Raw genomic sequence first — 18358 nt, 5'->3', positions numbered from 1 at the left:
CACACCTCCTATTCTATGCGCTGCAAAAAGCTCTTGAGTCGTTCCATGCCTGCTTCTATGGCCTTCTCGGAAGTTGCGTAAGAGAAACGGAGGTACCCTTCCATACCGAAGGCACTTCCAGGAACGCAGGCAATACGGGCCTCTTCAAGCAGGAGCTCTGCGAGATGCTCAGAGGTTCCGATGGGTTCCCCAGCAAAACGTCCACTGCAGTACTTTGAGAAGTCGACGAAGACGTAGAACGCCCCCTGAGGGATGGGAAAAGAGATTTCGGGAATCTCAGAGAGATGAGAGAGCATGAGTTTTCGCCGGCTGTTGAACGCTTCCACCATGTCCCGAACGACCGAGGACGGAGCGCGCAGGGCAGCGAGTGCTGCCCTCTGACTTACGGACGTGGGGTTGGAGGTCATGTGGTCCTGGAGACGCGCCATCCCCTCAATCACCTCCCGGGGGCCAGCGGCGTACCCGATACGCCAGCCAGTCATGGAAAAGGTCTTGGAGACCCCGTTGATGACTACCGTGCGCTCTTTCATCCCCGGGAACGTGGCAATGCTTCGGGGAAAGGGGACCTCGTACACCAGGTGCTCATAGATTTCGTCAGAGATAACGAAAAGGTCGTGTTCTACGGCAATGCGGGCAATCTGCGCAAGGGTTTCCTCCGAAAGCACCACACCTGTAGGGTTTGCAGGGTTGTTGAGGATAAGAAGCCGCGTCCTCGGAGTGATGGCTCGCTCCAGGACGTTGAGGTCTGGAGCAAGGGAAGGTTTCTCACACTCCACAAAAACCGGTTTTCCTCCTGCCAGCCGGATCTGCTCCAGGTAAGTCACCCAGTACGGGACGGGAAGGAGCACCTCATCCCCAGCCTCACAGAGGGTCATAACGGCGTTGTAGAGTGAGTGCTTGGCTCCGCAGGAGACAATGACCTCCTGAGGGGAGTACGAAAGACCATTTTCCCGTCGCAGTTTCTCACAGATGGCTTCCCGAAGCTCAGGAGTACCCGGAGTAGCAGTGTATTTGGTAAAACCGCTGTCGATGGCTTTCTTCGCTTCCTCTTTGATGAACCCGGGAGTATCGAAGTCCGGTTCCCCCGCACTGAAAGAAATCACATCAATTCCCTGGCGTTTCATGGCCTGGGCTTTTGCTGAGATAGAGAGCGTGGCTGAAGGAGCGATGTTCCGTACTCGCTGCGCCAGACGGATTCTCCTCTGGTCCTCCACGGAATTTCCCCCCTCTGGGTATGGCTTTGCCCTTGCCTGGTCCTGAGTTGCGTTCTTGGGCTTGGGAGGATATACTCTAAGGCGTGCAGTTTTGTTTTTTCTTATAGAGGAGGAGGAGAAAAAAGTCAAGAGAGGAGGGAGAGTTTTATGAAGATTGGCGTTTTTCTGGTACTCTTCCAGAACGAACCCCTGGAGAAAGCTCTGGACTATGTGAAGGCACAGGGCGTGGAGGCGGTGGAGATTGGTACCGGAGGGTACCCGGGGAATGCCCACTGTAATCCCAGGGAACTTCTGGCAGATCCGGGGAAGCTCGCCCGCTTCAAAGAGGCAGTGGAGTCCCGGGGCCTTGAAATCAGCGCTCTGAGCTGCCACGGAAATCCGCTCCACCCGAATCCCGAGATTGCCAAAAAACACCATGACGATTTCGAGGCCAGCGTCCTTCTTGCCGAGAAACTCGGGGTCCAGAACGTCATCACCTTCTCAGGATGTCCCGGGGACTCAGAGAATGCAAAGTACCCCAACTGGGTAACCTGCCCCTGGCCCTCGGATTTCCTGGAGGTACTCAAGTGGCAATGGGAGGAAAAGCTCATTCCCTACTGGAAGAAAGCCGGACAGTTCGCTAAAGATCACGGAGTTCGGGTATGTCTTGAAATGCATCCGGGCTTTTGCGTGTACAATCCTGAGACCCTCCTCAGGCTCCGGGAAGCAGTGGGTGAGGTCATCGGGGCGAATTTCGACCCAAGCCACCTCTTCTGGCAGGGCATTGACCCGATTTTTGCCCTGCGAAAACTCGAGGGCGCGGTGTACCACGTCCACGCCAAGGACACGAAAATCGACCCGGTGAATAGCCTCGTCAATGGTAACCTCGACACCAAGGTGTATACCGAGGAAATCAAGCGTTCCTGGATTTTCCGCACCGTCGGATATGGGCATGATTTTGGCTTCTGGAAGGACTTTGTGAGCACCCTGCGCCTTATCGGGTACGATGGTGTCCTCTCCATAGAGCACGAGGATTCCCTGATGTCGGGGAAAGAGGGGTTTGAGAAGGCGGTGGCCTTCCTCAAGGAGGTCGTCATCCGCGAAAAGATTGGTCAGGCCTGGTGGGTGTAGGAAAAGGGGGCCTCTGGCCCCCTTTTTCCAGAAGGAGGAAGGGAAGTGCGGTTTCTCTCCTACACCAAAAGGGTACTTCCCTGTGGCGCGCGAGTGGTTTTCCGCCGCATGGACTCTCCTCTTGTGGCGGTAAACCTCTGGGTACGGGCAGGGGTGAAAGACGAGGAACCGGAGAAGAACGGGATTTCCCATTTCTTCGAGCACATGGTCTTCAAGGGAACGGTTCATTTCCCGGGGCTTTTGCTCTCCCGGCGGGTGCAGGCCCTTGGAGGGACGCTGAACGCTGGAACGTCTCTTGATACCACTGATTTTTACCTTGTTGTTCCCCGGGAGTTCTGGAAGGAGGCCCTGGCGCTCGAGATGGAGCTTGTCACTCAGCCACTCTTTGACCCTGAGGACATCGAGCGGGAGAAGATGGTGGTCATTCAGGAGATTCACCTTGACGAGGACGACCCTGAGGAACGCCTGGCACGCCTCCTATACGAGCGAGTCTTCTCCAATACTCCTTATGGCCTTCCCATTCTGGGGCGGGAGGAGACGGTGCGGCTGTTCACCCGGGAGGACCTTCTGCGACACCAGGAACGCTTTTACCACCCGGCCAACATGGTCCTTGCGGTGAGTGGGGATCTGCAGGAAGGAGAGCTTTTTGCCTTCTCCGAGGAACTCTTTGGTTCTTTCCCGGCTCCCCGGGAACTCGATACCCCGCTTTTCCCGCCGTTACCTTCCCCAGAGCGGCAGATTGTGGAATGCGTCATGGATGTCCGGAGGTTCTACGGGGCTATCGGATTTCTCTGCGGGGGCATCAAAAGTGACGACTGCTACCTTCTGCGGCTACTTTCTCTGGTCATGGGTGATGGACTGGGTTCCCGGCTCAACGTGGCGCTTCGGGAAGAACGGCAGATTGTGGACACCATCCACACGACGTACTCGTACTACGAACACGCCGGGATCTTCGCTATCTTCTTCACCTTCTCCCGGGGAAATCTTGAAGAAATCGAGGAGGCCATTCGCGGGGAATTCACAAGGCTCACCTATTTTGTGCCCACCGATGAAGAGCTGAAACGGGCCAAAAATCTCTTAAAAAGCGGCTTTTTCAGCGCTACCGAGACGACTCTTGGGAGTGCTGAGCTTCTGGGGCGTCTTGACACCATCGACAGTATTGACCGGAGTCTCCGGGCGCTTTTTGAGATCGAGCGGGTGAAACCGCAGGACCTTGTGGAGGTGGCCCGAAGGTATGTGGACTTTGAGCGGGGAACCTCAATCCTCATCAAACCAGGTGAGTGAAGTGGGCACTGGTACCTTCAAGGTGGAAAAACGGGTTTTCAAGAACGGTCTGGTGCTCCTTTTCATCCCCAGAGAGAGCGAACTCGTGGTGTTCCACCTCCTCCTCGGTCTTGGGAATATCTTCGAAAAGGAGGAAGAGCGGGGGATATCGGCCCTCATGCAGGAGACACTCCTCAAGGGCACAAAAAGGCGCAGTGGTGTTGAGTTCAGCCGGGCGGTGGAGCGCCTTGGAGCAACGGTCCAGAGCTCCTCGAACTATTTTACAGGGAAAGTGGTGATGGAGGGTCCTGCAGAGGTGGCCGAAGACCTTCTTGGGCTCTTTCTTGAGGTTGTGAAAGCTCCGGCTTTTCTCCCTGAAGAGGTTGAGAAGGAGAAACGTTTCCTGATTGACCTTCTCCGCTCTCTAGATGATGACCCTCTGAAGGCAGCCATGCTCCGCTTCAAGCGAGCTTTCTTTGGCCGACACCCTTACGCCTTTCCGACCCTTGGGGAGGTGAGGAGCCTTGAGCGGATAACGCCTGAGGAGGTCGTCGCCTGGTACGAGCGAACCTTTGTGCCCAACAACATGGTGCTTGCTGTAGCGGGGAGGTTCGATAGGGAAAAAATTGCCAGGGTTCTTGAGCGGGAACTCGGGGAGATCATCCCCCGGGAATTTCCTTTCCCCCCAAAGGACAGGTTTTTCCCCGCTTCTTTACGGATTGTGGATTGCAAGGAAGTCCGGGATAGCTGGGTGGTTTTAGGGTTCCGGGCTCCGGGACTTCTTGAGGTGAAGGAACGGGTTGCTTTCGAGGTGCTCAACAACGCCCTGGGCGGAGGAATGTACTCCCGACTCTTTCTGCGTATCCGTGAAAGCCGGGGCCTGAGCTACCAGGTTGGTTCCATCTACGTGCCCCTCCTTGGCCCCTCGTTCCTCTGTGCGTACTGTGGTTTTGCGCCCTGTTATTTTGACACCGTGATGAGCATTCTCCGGGAGGAATTCCGCAATCTCCTCAACCTGAAAGAGGAGGAGTTCAACGAGGCCAAAACCTACACAAGAGGGCTCTTTCTCCACAGTTTCGAGACCGTGGCTTCTCTCGCCTCACTCTTTGCCTTTTACGAGCGGGTTGGGTTAGGGTGGGAGTTCCCCTTTCAGTATGAAGCGTACCTCCGGGAACTCTCTCTGGAAGAGGCCAGGGCCATCTACCGGAAGTTCGTCGGCCAGGGAGAATCGCTGGGGGCTATCATGCCGGTGGCATGAGGTTTTTTCTTTCCCTCAACCTGTATGATTGTCTTTACCACATGGAGGGGTGAGATATGAAGGCGACGCTTCTTCCAGTGTACTTTGCTTCGGGAATGGATGCGGAGTACCGGGAACAGGTGCTCCGGCTCCGGGAATTCCTGAGAAATGAAGCGGAAATCACCGATCCAGTCCCCTTAGGAAACGTTGTCCCTGGTGTCGATGCGCTCCTTTTCCCCCAGGTTCTCGGGGAAGCATACCGGTCTGTTGCGGCGATACAGGCGTATCGCCTTCCCGTGCTCATCGTAACCTCTCCCTTTGGGACGATGAACATGTGGGACTGGGAGATCGTCACTTACCTCAAGGCCCAGGGGCTTTCAGTCTTTGCTCCGTATTCTCTTGAGCTTACAAAGACTATCGTCCGCGCTCTGGCGCTCAAGCGGCATGCCCAGGGGGCGAAGTTTTTGGTGTTCCAGGATAACCCCGGGGAGGGCATGCAGGCAGAGATTTTCAAGCGCTTTTTCTGGTGGGAGGAAGAGTGCCGGAAGAACATTGCCGAGACGTTTGGGATAGAAGTTGTGGTGAAGAGTTTTCGGGAGCTTGCGCAAAAAGCTCAGGGCATTCCCGATGCTGCGGCCAGTGCTGAATGGCAGCAATGGGACATCCCGGTTGCAGGGGTTCCAGAGCGCTCCCTGTGGAGCGCGGTGAAGATGTACCTTGCCCTCCGCGAGGAACTGGAAAAGCACGAGAACGTCCTCGGCATGGGCATCAACTGCCTCAACGAGTCCTTTTTCTCGGACACCACACCCTGCCTTGCCTGGGACATGCTCTTTGAACGGTACGGCATCCTCTGGGCCTGTGAGGCCGATATTCTGTCGCTTCTCACTGAGTGCCTCATGTACTTCCCTTTCCGGGCCCCGGTGATGATGACCAACATCTATCCTTTCCTCATGGGTGAGGCAGCGCTGAGGCACGAGCGCATCGAGCGGTTTCCTGACGTCCCGGAACCTGAGCATCATGCGCTTCTTGCCCACTGCGGGTACTTTGGGATTGTCCCCCGACCTTTCGCTCAGTCCTTCTGCGTTCGGCGAAAAGTCCTCCGCATCGTCGACGAGAACGCCATTGCCCTGGATGCCCGGCTTCCCGAGGGATCGGTGACGCTTGTGAAGCTCCATCCTTCCTGTAAGAAAATGGTGGCTGCCTGGGGAAACCTTGAGGGATACGTCCAGTACCCGGGTTCAGACTGTGAGAATGGGGCGCTCCTTCGGGTTCGGGATGGATATAGACTTGTTGAAGGGCTCTATTCGCACCACGTGTGCCTTCTTGGCGGTGCAAGGATTCCCGAACTCCGCTCTGTTGCCCGGGTGTTTGGTCTTGAGCTTGAAGAACTCTGAGAAACCCCAGGGCCCCTAAGGCCCTGGGGAGAGTGTTTCAAGCGTTATTCCAGGAAATCTTCACATCCTGCTTTTTGAGCTCTCCCTCGCCCGTGATTTTCAGCCGCCGCACCTTACCGGGGAAAAGGTCGAAGTAGTTGTCCTCGGGAGTGAACGAGGAGGGGAGTTCCACGTTCACGAACCAGGCAAAGACTGGTGAAACGAGTTCTATAAAGGTTTCGCCTTTTTCAGAGACGATGTCCCAGTCGACCCGGGCTTTTTCGAGTTTGAGGTCCTTGAAACGCACGAAGAAGCACCGTTCCCAGTCGAGCACCCGGTCTCCGTCAAGGAGCCTGGCCCAGAAGAAGACCTCGGAGGGTCTTGCTTTTGCGGCTCCACAGGGAACCACGCCGACTTTCCGGGAGCTATTCGGAGGGATGTGGCAGGAGAGGTTCCCGGAGGTGATTTCCTGTCCGTCGAAGCATGACAGGCCGTATTCCACGGCAAGGACAAGGGTTTCCGGCGTGTCGTTCACCACAAAAAGCTCCACGGCGTGCTCTCCCTGGCGCAGCGAAAGGTCCACGGGCTGGAAAGCTCGCCGGACGAAGTAGTAGCTTGGTTTTTTCCGGAGGTAGTAGTCGATGACCGTCCAGCCGATAGCACCCCAGCAATCGCTGTACATCCAAAAGAGTGCCCCGGCGGTGAGGAATTTCCGTCTTCGCCAGTGCTCAAGGGCGAACTTCAACGCTTCGCCCTGGAGGAGCTGAGCAAAGCGGAGGTACTCCGGGAAGGAAAGGCATTCCGGGTCTTTGACAAACTCCCGGAGCATTCCCCGAATGTTCTCCCGCTCGAAGACGTTGTTGTGGAACTGCCAGGAAGGGGAATCAAGGAAGAGCTCCTCTTCGGGGATGAACTCCCGGAGGGACTCAAGGACCGGAGGCGCCAGAATGCCGAATTCGGAGATGAACTTCCCCCGGTCTCTGGCGTAGTTCTCGTAGTTCACCCGTTCCTTCAGGTCCTCAATGAGGATGCTCACATCCCAGAAATGGCGGTCCCCCTCGTTCTCCGAGTTCGGGTCACTCCCCCCGTAGGGGCTTGAGGGCCAGAAGGGTCTTGTGGGGTCGAGGTCCTTGAGGAGGCGGGGCATGAGGATGTGGTAGATGTCGTAATCAGGGAATTCCAGGTCCTTCTTCCCGGTGATTTCCTTGTTCCGCTCGTGCAGCCACTGGAGCTCGTTGTTGCCACACCACAGGACAATGGCGGTTTCGTTCCGAAGTTGCTTCACAACCGCCTGAATTTCCCGCTCGACTTCCTGCAAGAATTCAGGGCTTTTGGGGTAGTAGGCGCAGGCGAACATGAAATCCTGCCAGACCATGATGCCGCAGCGGGCACAGTGTTCGTAGAAGAAGGGGTCTTCATAGATTCCTCCGCCCCAGACCCGGAACATGTTGCAGTGGGCTTTCTGGGCCTCTTCGATGAGCCTCTGGTATTTTTCCCTTGTGACTCGGGGAATGAGGGAATCTGCCGGAACCCAGTCTGCTCCCTTGCAGAAGATGGGTTCACCGTTAACGGTGAGGATGAAGGACTCCCCTTCGTCGCTTGAGAGGGGCTCCTGCCGGAGGGCAACCTCCCGAAGGCCCCAGGCTTTTTCGAAGCGGTCGAGTTCCCGACCCTCCTCATCGAGGAGGAGGAGAAGAACTCTGTAGAGGTGGGGTTCACCGAAGCCGTTTGGCCACCAGAGGCGAGGCGGAGCAACCTCAAGGGTCAGGGTGAAATTCGTAAGACCGGGATAGGCCCGGAGCGACTCGTCCTTTGAGGTCACAAGTTTCTTTCCCTCTTCCTCAAAAAGGAGTGCCCGAAGCCGGAGCCTCGGCTCACAGGCGAAATTCTTGGAGAAGTTCTCCACCGCGCCAGAAAGAGTGACTGTAGCAGATTTCCGGTCGCAGGAGATACTCCCTCTCACAAAAACATCCCGGAGGGCGAACCCTTCAAAAAAGCGCAGGGAAACGCTCCTCCAGATACCCACGTTCACCAGGCGGGGAGCCCAGTCCCAGGCGAAGGTGAACTGGGCTTTTCTCGCCCAAACTCGGCGGTAGTCCTGCTCGGGGCTTCCCGCAGGATACGGCACGAAGGGTTTGTCTTTGATGCGCGGCACGCCGGAATCAACCCGGACGACGAGGATGTTTTCCCTCTGGAGTTTCCCGGAAACGTCAATGACCAGGGGGACGAACATGTTCTCGTGATGGGCGAGGTGCTCCCCGTTGAGGTACACGTCACAGTCGGTGTCGATGCCCTCGAACACAAGTTCAGCATGGAGCGTAAGCCACTCTTCAGGAACGGAGAACTTCCGGCGGTACCACCACTCTTTTTCCTCAACCCACTGGCAGAGTTTGGCGTTCTCACCAAAGAGGGGTTCAGGGATTCTTCCTGCCCGAAGGAGATCAAGGTGCACCTCCCCGGGAACCAGGGCTTCCAGAGGGTCTGAAGGAACGTAATCCGGGCGGTACGCTTGCTTCTCTACCCCTTCACCGTACGGTAAGCCTTCGAGAATCCATGATCCGTCAAGGGTGAGCCTGTGCATATGCTGACCTCCTTTTATGTTTTGAGGCTTCCAGCAAGAATACCCTGAATGATGAATTTCTGGAAAAAGGCAAAGAGCAGAAGGGGTGGCAAAATGCAGAGCACCGTTCCTGCGAGGAGCCCACCCCACTCCACCGTTGCTGCCCCGATGAAGCTGAAAAGCCCGACACTTGCCGTGCGTACCTCATTGGCATGGCAGAGGACCAGGGCGATGACCAGGTCGTTCCACATCCACACGAAGGAGTAGATGAGAATGGCCACAACCATGGGGGCGGCAAGGGGGAAGATGATGCGGAAGAGAATCGTTCCAACCCCTGCGCCATCAAGCAGGGCGCTCTCTTCGATTTCCTGAGGGATGTTCGCAATGTAGGCTTCGCTGATGAGGGTGCTGAAAGGGGCCACCATGCCCGGGTAGATGAGGATGAGAGCCAGGAGATTGTTCACAAGACCCAGCCGCTTCATGAAAAGGTAGATAGGGATGAAAAAGAGCACGGCCGGCATCATCTGGGTGAGGATCACCGCTGTCCGGAGGGTGCCTTTTCCTGGAAAGAACGACCTTGCGAGAGCGTACCCCGCAAGAACACTGATCACAAGGACGATGCAGCTTGCTATGCCACAGGCGATGAAGGAATTTCGAAGATACAGGAGCATATCGATGGTGACGGTTTTCGGGTAGGTGACAATCAGGTCGTAGTAATTCTTCAGGGTGAAGGTCCTGGGGAAAAGGTGTGGTGGAAAGGCGAACATCTCGTCCGGGGGGAGGAAGGAGGGCATGATGAGCCAGTAAATGGGAACGAGGATACAGAGAAGGAGGAGAACGATGAGGAAATAATACAGCGCTGTGGAAAGTACCCTGGTTTTCATGATTCAACCCTCCTTGAGATGGTGAGGATGGCCAGGCTCAGGGCGAAGTTGATGAGGAACATGAAGACTCCAAGCGTGGCAGCGTGATCAAAGCGGAGCTTGAGGAAGACGGTTTTGTATGCGAGGGTTGCCAGGATTTCTGTGGTGTGCCCTGGACCGCCCTGGGTCATGGAGTAGATGAGGTCAAAGTAGTTGAAGGTCCATACCGTGGCAAAGAGCGCCATGACGAAAAGGAGTGGTCGGATGAGAGGGAGGGTGATGTACCGGAAAATGGCAAAGGACGTTGCTCCGTCGATGCGTGCGGCTTCGTGGATTTCTTGGGGGATGGACTGGAGCCCGGCGAGGATGAAGAGGGCGTAGAACGGAAAGGCCTTCCAGATGTTGACCCAGCTCACCGAGTACAGTGCAAGATTCCTCCCAAGGAAATTCACCGGTTCACCCCCAAGAAGGGTCACGAAGTAGTTGATGAGCCCGTAGAGAGGATTGTACAGCCACTTCCAGGTGACTGCGATGGCCACGGGAGGGAGCACGAAGGGGATCAGGCTGAGATTCCGGAAGACCCGGTACCCCCGGCGCGGGATATTGAGGAGCAGTGCGGCGAAAAGCCCAAGAACAATCTGGAAAACAACCGAGAGGGCTGTCCATACCAGGGCATTCCTGAGTGCCACGAAAAAGAGGGGATCCTGGAGCACGATGGCGTAATTCCTGAGGCCAACGAAGAACGGTTCAGCGGTGTACAGGGTGTGCTCTTCGAAGCTCAGGAGGAACTGATAGAGCATGGGGTAGAAAAAGGTCAGAGAAAGAAAGGCAAAAAGGGGCATCAAGAGTATCCACAAAGTTCTCTTCCGGAGCACCATGGCTATCCTCCGTGACCCTCCTGGCCCTGGGCCAGGAGGGTCCTCGGTTCATTTCCCAAGCTCGGCGAGGATTTTCTCCATTTCCTGGGCACCGGTTTTGAGTGTTGCCTCGATGTCTGCGCCACCTTCGATGATGTCCCAGAACACTCTCCGGAACGTATCGGCGATGAGCGGGTTGAAGACCGTGGCCACGTCACCGGTGAAGATTGCCCGGGCTCTGGTGAGCTCAAATTTAAAGGCGTCAAATCGCGGGTCATCGAAGAAGGGATTGGCAAAAGTAGACGTCCTCACTGGGGTATGCCAGAGCTTTTCGCACCACTCCAGGTGGTTCTCTTCGCTCACAAGCCAGGTGATGACCTTTGCTGCTTCGTCGGGGTACTTCGTCCCTTTCATCACCATGTAGAAGCATACGCCGTGTCCAGGGACAACGGGTTCGGTGCCCATGGGACCGACGAGGTTGTACGGAGCAATACCGTAGTTGAGGTTTGGGGCGAGTTCGCGGTAGTTGCCGATGCTCCAGGAGCCGTTCCCGAGCTGAATCCCAACTTTCCCGAGGTAAAAGGCTTTATCCCAGTCATCGTACCCGAAGGTCGAAAGACCAGGAGGGGTATACTGGAAGAGTTCTGTCAGAAATGCAAAGGTCCTGGCGTTGTTCTCGCTGGCGAAGACGACTTTTCCGTCCTCAACGAAATTGCCCCCGTTAGAAAGGAAGAGTGCCCCCGTGGACCAGTAAGGGCCGTCTCCCCAGCTCATCCACTCAATGCCGAATTTCCCCTCTCTGGGCTTGTGGAGTTTTCTGGCTGCTTCAAGAAGCCCATCCCAGGTGGTGGGGAATTCCCCTATTCCTGCCTCCTGGAACAGGTCTTTGTTGTAGTAGATGACCGGAACAAAGAAATCCTCAGGAATAGCGATGATGCTTCCCTTATAGGTGCACATATCCCAGACATTCTTTGGGACATCCGTGAGCATACCTGGGTCATTCTTTGTGATGTACTCGTCAAGCGGTAAGGCAGCATCAAGTCGGGCGATTTCAAACTGCATGGGCATATCGCCACGGTAAAGGTCCGGAGGAGTGCCGCCCTTGATGGCGTTGATAATCATTGTGGCTCGCTGCTCGAAGGGGATGTTCGTGAGCTGAATCTGGACGTTAGGGTTTTCCTGCATGTACCGCTCGACCTGCTCGGTGAGCACTTTGATCTCCGCTAAGCTATAGGTGTGCCAGAACTGGAGGGTGATTTTCTCCTGAGCCATAGCACCCCACACAAGAAAGAGCACAAACACCGCGATGAGCAACACGCGCTTCACGGTTCCTCAGCCTCCTTTCGTCGAGAGCATTGGGAAAGGATACAGTGAGGACAATCGAATTCTCTCGTCTTTTCACCTCCCTCCTCCAACGAGGCTTTTCACCGAGTTTCTGGGGATAAACTGGCAGGGAAGGATTTTCCGTTCTAACCCCAGGTTGCCATTGCGTTTCAGCGTCTGGCGAACGATGATTTCTGCTGCCACGCGGCCCATGCGCTCAATCGGCTGGCGGATAGAGGTAATACCCGGGACGATCTCCTCGAGGTCATCAAAGCACACGAGGGACACGTCTTCGGGAACTCTTTTCCCTATGGTCTCAAGGCCGCGCAGGACCCCAAGGAGACAGTTGCCGCTGGCTACAAAGATTGCCGTTGGTGGTGAAGGGAGATTCAAAAGCTTTACGGCGCCTTCGAAACCTCCCTGACCCGAGACGAAGGCCGCGATGTCGCTCGTGATGGCAACGTATTCTTCCTGGAAGAGCCCCCGCTCTTTCAGGAAGGTCTGGTACGCGTTGAAGCGTTCAGCGTGGTCAACCTGGGTCAGGTCACCACCGATGAAACCAATTCTCCGGTGACCGAGGTCGAACAGGTACTGCAGGGCCACCCGGGTAGACTGGATGTTCTCGCAGTCCACGAAATGGACGTCTTCTTCGACTCTGGACCCCAGAACGACCACGTCTTTTCCCAGGGCAAGAAGCGGCCGGATTTTCGGGTCATCTCTGGGAGGCGTGATCACCATAACACCACCGACGTGGTGCTGGTGAAGGAAAGTCCTCCACTCCTGAGGGGAGGCAAAGTGATCTCTGGTGAAAAAGAGCATGTTGTAGTTGAATTTCTGGAGCTCTGCGGATATACCGTTGAGGAGCCGGGAGAAGTAGTAGTTGAGGAAAATGCCCTCCCGCCATTCGTAGACAATGCCCACAGTGTCGTTCCTTTTGGGGAGCATGCTGGGGATGAACTCGTGCTCTTCCATGGCCCGGAGGATCCTTGTCCGTGTTTCCGGGGAGACCTGCTCAGGATGGTTCAGGGCCCTTGAGACCGTTGCCGGAGAAACACCGACTTTCTTGGCGATGGTGTAGATACTGACTCTGGGCATGGTGATCCATCCTTTTTTGAAATTCTTTTGAAACAGTTTCGCTAAGTATTATAGCAAAAGTTTCTCCCCATGCAAGCCGGTTTGCAAAAATTCCCCCCTTGGGGTATTCTTGTACCATCCTGATAGGGAGAGTGACCATGGAAAAGCGACTGTACCGTTCCCGAAAGGACCGGATTCTTGGAGGTGTGTGTGGGGGTATTGCGGAGTACTTTGGGCTTGACCCTTCCCTGGTGCGGATTGTGGCCGTGCTCCTCATTCTTGTGGGGGGAGGGGCAATTCTGGCCTACATCATCGCCTGGATTCTCATTCCCGAGGAACCCAGAGGAGAAAACGAAAGGTTGCTTCACGAGGGTTCTTCACCTTCGCCAGGGGAAAGCCACAAAGAGCCCAGTCGCCATATGCTTGCCTGGTTTCTCGTCATCATCGGCGCGTTGTGGCTTTCCCAGTACGTTATTCCCCTCTGGGGTCCCTGGACTCCCTGGGTTCGTCAGGCGTTCCTGCCTGTTCTCCTCATCATTGGCGGTGTTTTGCTCCTTGTGCGGCGGTAGCCTGGATTGCTACAATAGCAGAGACAGGTGACGCAGGTTGTTTGTGAAAATCCTTGATCGCTATGTGGTGAGAGAAACCGCCCTTGGGATGTTCACCTGGGTTGGGGCGGTGACAATTGTGATGCTTGTGCAGACCCTTTTCGAGCTCATGGACTTTTTCGTGAACCAGAAGGTTCCCTTCCTTATCACCCTTGAAATCCTTCTCCTCTACATCCCGGCACAGATGGTCATGACGTTCCCCATTTCAGGGCTCCTTGCAGCCGAGCTCAACATGGGCCGGTTGTGCCGGGACAGCGAGCTTGTAGCTATTGAAGCAAGCGGCGTGAGCATCCGGCGATTCCTCCTTCCTTACGTTGGGTTTTCCCTCCTTGTGGCCTTGGGGTCTTTTCTCCTCAACGATTTCATCGTGCCAGAGACAAACCACAGAGCCCAGACGCTCATTCGCTACTACGTGTACAAGAAAGCCCCCCCGAAAATCCAGCAGAATGTCTTCTTTCGCGATGCCGAAAACCGTTACTTTTATGTGAACGAGCTTGATGCTACTACCTGGGAGATGAAAAGCGTCATCATTTACGAGCTCGGGAAGGGTCGAAAGTTTCCCGATGTCATTCTGAGCGAGAAGGCTCGCTGGGTGGAGGACCAGTGGATTCTGGAGAACGGGGTGCTCCATCGCTACGGGGAAGATGGGTACCTGGAGGAAGAGGTGGAGTTTGCGGAAATGCGCATCGATATGAAGGAGGAACTCCGGGAGTTCTTTGAGAAGCAGCGCAGCCCTGAAGAGATGTCCTCCCGGGAGTTGCGCAAACAAATCGCCATCCTCAGGCAGGCGGGGAGCGAAACGCAGAAACTCGAGGTGGCCTACCATTTTAAGTTCTCCCTCCCCTTCTCAGCGGTCGTTTTCATGCTCATGGGGATGCCCCTGGGGGTTCAGAAAACAAAGGACACCAAGGCCCTGGGGGTCATTGTGACTGTGATTCTCGCCTTCGTCTACTACATGCTCCTCTCGATTTTCCGTTCTCTGGGTCGGGGAGATGTTCTCATCCCCTGGCTTTCAGCCTGGATGCCGAACTTCCTCTTTGGGGGCCTTGGGATTGTCCTCTACGGGATGGTGGACTGGCGATGAGGCGATTCCTGGGGGTGTTTTTCCTTTTGCTTTCGAGTCTTTTTCTGGTATCAGAGGTCTGGGCCCTCGGCCTCTTTGAGGAAGCCATGGCGGCGAAGGCAAGCGGAGACGCCGAGAAGGCCCTGCGCCTTTTTGAGGAGTGTATCGCAGAGGGCGAACGGGTTCTTGACGCCTTCTGGGAGGCAGGGCTGCTCCTGGTTGAGGAAGGGAGGTACCGCCAGGCTTTTGAGCTTTCCGAACGGGCCATTCCGGTGTTTTCTGCCCATCTTGAAGCTCATCCTGAAGACCATATGAACTGGTTCCGCCTGGGGTATGTTTTTGAACTCCGGAGCAGTACCGGATACTTTCGGGAGTGGGAGAAAGCCCGAACATGCCTCACCAGGGCTCTGGAACATGCTCCGGAAAACTCTTTCTACCTTCTCCACCTTGGTTACGTATTGTATAAAATGGGGGAGGGGAAAAGGGCGGAGGAGATACTTCGGGGGATACTCCTTCGAGAACCTCTGAATCTTGAGGTCCGGTACTGGCTGGCAGTGGTTCTTGAGTCTGAAAAGAGGTACAGGGAAGCGGAGGAGGAGCTCCGCTTTGTTCTGGAGCACGCTCCGGAAGATTTCGGACGGCTCAGAGAGGTTAAGAAACTTTTGAGGAAAGTTGAGAGGAAGGGATAACGATGGGGCGGAGAGCTCTCCTTTTTGCGCTTGCAGCGCTGAGTCTGGTTCTCGTGGTAGGGTGTCTGCGGAGCGGAGGACGGGGGAATCTCACGGGGGAGGTGTGGGATGCGCAGGGACCGGTAAGCGGAGTGCTCGTTGAAGGAGGGGGGAAGAGTGTCCTCACTGGGAACGATGGGCGATTTCTCCTTGAGGATCTCCCGACAGGAAAACAGTACATCTTCTTCTCCCATGCCTCGTACACCGGAGCAGTGGTTGTGGCGGATGTTGCTGATGGGGAGACAAGGAGCATCAATGCTGAGGGAAGAGTGGTGCTTGCCGAACGCAACGAGGACAACCTCAAGGAGTACCTTTTCACCCTCTACGAGTTAGGCTTTTATGAACGGGTGGTTCGGGGGTCTGAGGACTTTTTGCTGTCGTATCCCCAGAGTCCGCTGACACCTTCCATCCTCTTCCTCCAGGGAGCGTCGTTCTTCTACCTTGGGGAGTACCGGAAGGCCGTAACTGTCCTGGGATCCATGGTGGCGGATGCGCCTCAGGATCCCTTTGCCGATGACGCCCAGTACCTTCTTGCCAGGTGCTATAGCGAAGGACTTCGGGATTTCAGCCAGGCCATTGGGGAGTACCGGAAGCTCGTTGAACACTATCCTGAGAGCGAGTTCGTCGGACAGGCCCTGTACGAAATGGGTGACTGCTACTACATCCTTGGGGCTTTCCGGGATGCCCTGGCCTCGTATGAAAGGGCGATGACATTTGGCGGGGAAGTGGCCCAGAAGGCGCTCTACTCTTCGGCGCACTGCCTCTACCGGATGGAGTTCTACAACCGGGCAGCGGCGAGATTCCTGGAGTACGTGGCCCAGTACCCCGCTACCGACCTCTCAGACGATGCCCAGTACTTCGCCGGGGCATCGCTCTATAAGGCCAGTCGCTTCGCCGAGGCTCTCCAGGCTTTCGAGGACTGTGTGCGGCTGTACCCGGAAGGGAAGTGGTACAACGGTATTCTCATCGCGCCGGCTGCGCTGTTCCACAAGGGTTTGTGTCTTGAGAAACTTGGTCGGTACCTCGAAGCGTATAATACCTACCTGGACATCATTCGCCGGTACCCCGGAGCCAAGTGGGCCGATGGGTCCTCGCTCATCCAGAACGTTCAGTTTCGGATCGACTGGTTGCGGAAGTACGTTCTCTGAACCACAATGTGGGAGCAGAGTGATAGAGAAATCATTCAGGAAGTGCTGAACGGCAACAAGGACCTCTTTGCTGTTCTTGTGGCTCGCTATGAGAAACCCATTTTCAACTACGTGTATGGCCTTGTGCGGCAAAAGCAGGACGCCGAGGACCTCACCCAGGAGGCCTTTGTGAAGGCCTTCTTCGCCCTGAAGACATACAAGGACTCTTTTGAATTCTCCACCTGGATGTACCGCATTGCCCGGAATGTGTGTCTGGATTATTTCCGACGACAGAAAATCCGCTCCTTTTTTTCCCTGAATACTCCCGTGGGGGAAGAGGAGGAGGATGAGTTTGGGGATTTTCTTCCTGAAGGGAAGGATCCCGAGGAAGGGGTGCTCAAAGAGGAGCTCCTTGAACGGGTTTCGCAGGCTGTGGGGCAGCTCCCTTTGAAGTTCCGGGAAGTTATTGTCCTCCGCTACGTTGAGGAGCTCTCTTATGAAGAAATCGCCCGGATTCTCGACGTTCCTGTGGGGACGGTGAAGACCTACCTCCACCGGGCCAAGGCGAAACTCCGGGAACTCCTGGGAGAGGAATTTTCTTGAAACTTCGTGTCTCTCCCCCTCGTATCTATAGGTGGGTGGGGAATGTGGAGGAAAGACTCGAGCAGTACTTGCAGCGCTTGCCAAAGGTTGAACCAGGGCGGTCCCTTGCGCCCTCTGTGATGGCTCGCATTGCAGAGCGGGAGCGACCGTCGTATCGACGTTACAAGCGATGGGTTGTGGTATTTGGGGCGGCAGTGCTTTTCGTCCTTATGCTCACCACCAACCTTCCTCTCACCCCTCGCCTTGAGCTTTTCGGGTACCGGACGGTACGGCTGGTGTTCTGCAGCACTGTCCGGAACCCCAAAACCGTGGCCGTTGCTGGCGATTTCTCGGACTGGGAATCCATTCCCATGGAGCGGATTGACGAGAACTGTTTCGCCCTCACCTTACGTCTTCGCCCGGGGAAGTACGAATACGGTTTCCTGGTCGATGGGAAATGGGTTCCTGACCCTCTCTCCTTGCGGGCCGTAGCCGACGGGTTTGGTAGTGTCAATTCTGTACTTGTGGTCGACGGCGATACCGAGTGAAGCGGACAATTCTTTTCCTGCTGCTTTCCCTTTGCCTTTTTGTAGTTTCTGTTTCCTGGGCTTCTGAGGCGGTTTTCCGCCTCATCGAGCGCTCCTCTTATCCCCCGGAGGACAAGGCGTATCTTAGGGAGCAGGTTGCCTCAATCTTTGCTGACACCCAGGATGCGTCTCAGAAACTCCTTCTCAAGAAGCTCCGGGAGGGCCTCGTCAAGAATGTCCCTCCGGAGGACCTCATTGAGGCGCTGAACAGGCGAAAGGAAGCCCTGGAGAAAGCCCGGTCCCTCCTTGAGGAGACAGGAGTTTCTGGAAGGGAAAGCATCCTCGAGGACCTGGTGCTCTCTCTGGAGCTCTCCGTGTCGCCCCAGATTCTGAAGGAAGTTCTCGTCCGGGTTGGAGGAAACCCCAAGGTAGCAGGGCGTTTCGTGGACGCGGTAGCTGCTCTTCTTGAGGTTGGTGTTCCCCCGGAGAAGGCGAATGAGGTGCTGCAGCAGGTGCTCGAGCGGAATCTCGAAGCCCGGGAAATCCGGACCATTTCCCGGCTCCTTGAGCGGGCAAGGAAAGAGGGAATTGAGGCAAAGGATATTGTCCAGGTTCTGGGAGAGGCGCTGGGGCGGCATGAGAATTTCACCCTTGTGGAAGTGGAACTTGAGAGCTTCATTGCTGCCAACAAACCACGGCCGGCCCTTCGGGCAGGGCAGGGAGTGGTGGCGCCACAACCTGGGGTATCTGGAGGCTCGCCGGTTGAAGAGGGCGGGACTCCCCTTGAGCCCCAACCCTCTACAGTGCGTCCACCCACGCAAGAAGGCGGAACACCTCTTGAGTGATTGC

17 protein-coding genes are annotated in these 18358 nt (G+C 55.8%); 11 read left to right on the top strand and 6 right to left on the bottom strand.

The genetic code is table 11. The annotated features are described in order from the left end of the window. Window positions 1–8: 8 nt before the first annotated feature. Window positions 9–1214, bottom strand: coding sequence for a pyridoxal phosphate-dependent aminotransferase (locus ACPT9Q_RS04015; RefSeq protein ID WP_427366416.1), 1206 nt, complete (start codon window positions 1212–1214; stop codon window positions 9–11). Between the two features lie 147 nt (window positions 1215–1361). Between ACPT9Q_RS04015 and ACPT9Q_RS04010 the strand changes: the two genes are divergently transcribed. The 4 genes from ACPT9Q_RS04010 to ACPT9Q_RS03995 are packed head-to-tail and all read left to right on the top strand — an operon-like array spanning window position 1362 to window position 6218. Next, window positions 1362–2324 carry a TIM barrel protein gene (locus ACPT9Q_RS04010; RefSeq protein WP_017872778.1) on the top strand — a complete coding sequence of 321 codons (963 nt, stop codon included), beginning with the start codon at window positions 1362–1364 and terminating at the stop codon, window positions 2322–2324. Between the two features lie 45 nt (window positions 2325–2369). Next, window positions 2370–3608 (top strand): M16 family metallopeptidase, encoded by a 1239-nt coding sequence (locus ACPT9Q_RS04005; RefSeq protein ID WP_427366415.1) that lies wholly within the window; start codon window positions 2370–2372, stop codon window positions 3606–3608. Between the two features lie 22 nt (window positions 3609–3630). Then, on the top strand, window positions 3631–4845 hold the full coding sequence (locus ACPT9Q_RS04000; protein ID WP_427366414.1) for a M16 family metallopeptidase: 1215 nt from the start codon (window positions 3631–3633) through the stop codon (window positions 4843–4845). Window positions 4846–4901: 56 nt separating this feature from the next. After that, window positions 4902–6218, top strand: a complete 1317-nt coding sequence (locus ACPT9Q_RS03995) for a hypothetical protein (RefSeq protein WP_427366413.1) — start codon at window positions 4902–4904, stop codon at window positions 6216–6218. A gap of 37 nt (window positions 6219–6255) precedes the next feature. Here ACPT9Q_RS03995 and ACPT9Q_RS03990 read toward each other — a convergent pair whose 3' ends face one another. The 5 genes from ACPT9Q_RS03990 to ACPT9Q_RS03970 all read right to left on the bottom strand — a co-directional run bounded on the left by ACPT9Q_RS03990 (window position 6256) and on the right by ACPT9Q_RS03970 (window position 12895). After that, window positions 6256–8778: a beta-mannosidase gene (locus ACPT9Q_RS03990; RefSeq protein WP_427366412.1), complete on the bottom strand. Its 2523-nt coding sequence runs from the start codon at window positions 8776–8778 to the stop codon at window positions 6256–6258. A 14-nt stretch (window positions 8779–8792) separates the two neighbouring features. Then, the gene (locus ACPT9Q_RS03985; RefSeq protein WP_427366411.1) at window positions 8793–9641 is read right to left on the bottom strand and encodes a carbohydrate ABC transporter permease; all 849 of its coding nucleotides are present in this window, start codon (window positions 9639–9641) and stop codon (window positions 8793–8795) included. Beyond that, complete coding sequence (locus ACPT9Q_RS03980) at window positions 9638–10498, bottom strand: carbohydrate ABC transporter permease (RefSeq protein WP_427366410.1); 861 nt, start codon at window positions 10496–10498, stop codon at window positions 9638–9640. The genes ACPT9Q_RS03985 and ACPT9Q_RS03980 overlap by 4 nt, the downstream gene beginning before the upstream one ends. 48 nt (window positions 10499–10546) lie before the next feature. Then, window positions 10547–11803 (bottom strand): ABC transporter substrate-binding protein, encoded by a 1257-nt coding sequence (locus ACPT9Q_RS03975; protein ID WP_427366409.1) that lies wholly within the window; start codon window positions 11801–11803, stop codon window positions 10547–10549. 72 nt (window positions 11804–11875) lie between these two features. Next, the gene (locus ACPT9Q_RS03970; RefSeq protein WP_017872769.1) at window positions 11876–12895 is read right to left on the bottom strand and encodes a substrate-binding domain-containing protein; all 1020 of its coding nucleotides are present in this window, start codon (window positions 12893–12895) and stop codon (window positions 11876–11878) included. A gap of 137 nt (window positions 12896–13032) precedes the next feature. Here ACPT9Q_RS03970 and ACPT9Q_RS03965 point away from each other — a divergent pair, with 137 nt between their 5' ends. The 7 genes from ACPT9Q_RS03965 to ACPT9Q_RS03935 are packed head-to-tail and all read left to right on the top strand — an operon-like array spanning window position 13033 to window position 18354. After that, entirely contained in the window at window positions 13033–13443 is a 411-nt protein-coding gene (locus tag ACPT9Q_RS03965; protein ID WP_427366408.1) for a PspC domain-containing protein, read from the top strand. Between the two features lie 43 nt (window positions 13444–13486). Beyond that, the gene (locus ACPT9Q_RS03960) at window positions 13487–14566 is read left to right on the top strand and encodes an LptF/LptG family permease (RefSeq protein WP_427366715.1); all 1080 of its coding nucleotides are present in this window, start codon (window positions 13487–13489) and stop codon (window positions 14564–14566) included. Then, window positions 14563–15234 carry a tetratricopeptide repeat protein gene (locus ACPT9Q_RS03955; RefSeq protein ID WP_427366407.1) on the top strand — a complete coding sequence of 224 codons (672 nt, stop codon included), beginning with the start codon at window positions 14563–14565 and terminating at the stop codon, window positions 15232–15234. Before ACPT9Q_RS03960 ends, ACPT9Q_RS03955 begins: the two co-directional genes overlap by 4 nt. Before the next feature lie 2 nt (window positions 15235–15236). Beyond that, window positions 15237–16421, top strand: a complete 1185-nt coding sequence (locus tag ACPT9Q_RS03950; RefSeq protein WP_427366405.1) for a tetratricopeptide repeat protein — start codon at window positions 15237–15239, stop codon at window positions 16419–16421. A gap of 6 nt (window positions 16422–16427) precedes the next feature. After that, window positions 16428–17003 carry an RNA polymerase sigma factor gene (locus tag ACPT9Q_RS03945; RefSeq protein ID WP_427366404.1) on the top strand — a complete coding sequence of 192 codons (576 nt, stop codon included), beginning with the start codon at window positions 16428–16430 and terminating at the stop codon, window positions 17001–17003. A 44-nt stretch (window positions 17004–17047) separates the two neighbouring features. Beyond that, window positions 17048–17530: a hypothetical protein gene (locus ACPT9Q_RS03940; protein WP_427366403.1), complete on the top strand. Its 483-nt coding sequence runs from the start codon at window positions 17048–17050 to the stop codon at window positions 17528–17530. Continuing rightward, window positions 17527–18354, top strand: a complete 828-nt coding sequence (locus tag ACPT9Q_RS03935; protein ID WP_017872762.1) for a hypothetical protein — start codon at window positions 17527–17529, stop codon at window positions 18352–18354. Before ACPT9Q_RS03940 ends, ACPT9Q_RS03935 begins: the two co-directional genes overlap by 4 nt. Window positions 18355–18358: the final 4 nt, after the last annotated feature.

The organism is Candidatus Caldatribacterium saccharofermentans (assembly GCF_050267035.1).
Taxonomy (GTDB): domain Bacteria; phylum Atribacterota; class Atribacteria; order Atribacterales; family Caldatribacteriaceae; genus Caldatribacterium; species Caldatribacterium saccharofermentans.
The sequence above is the reverse complement of the archived record's forward strand: the minus strand, read 5'-3'. Positions and strand labels throughout refer to the sequence as shown.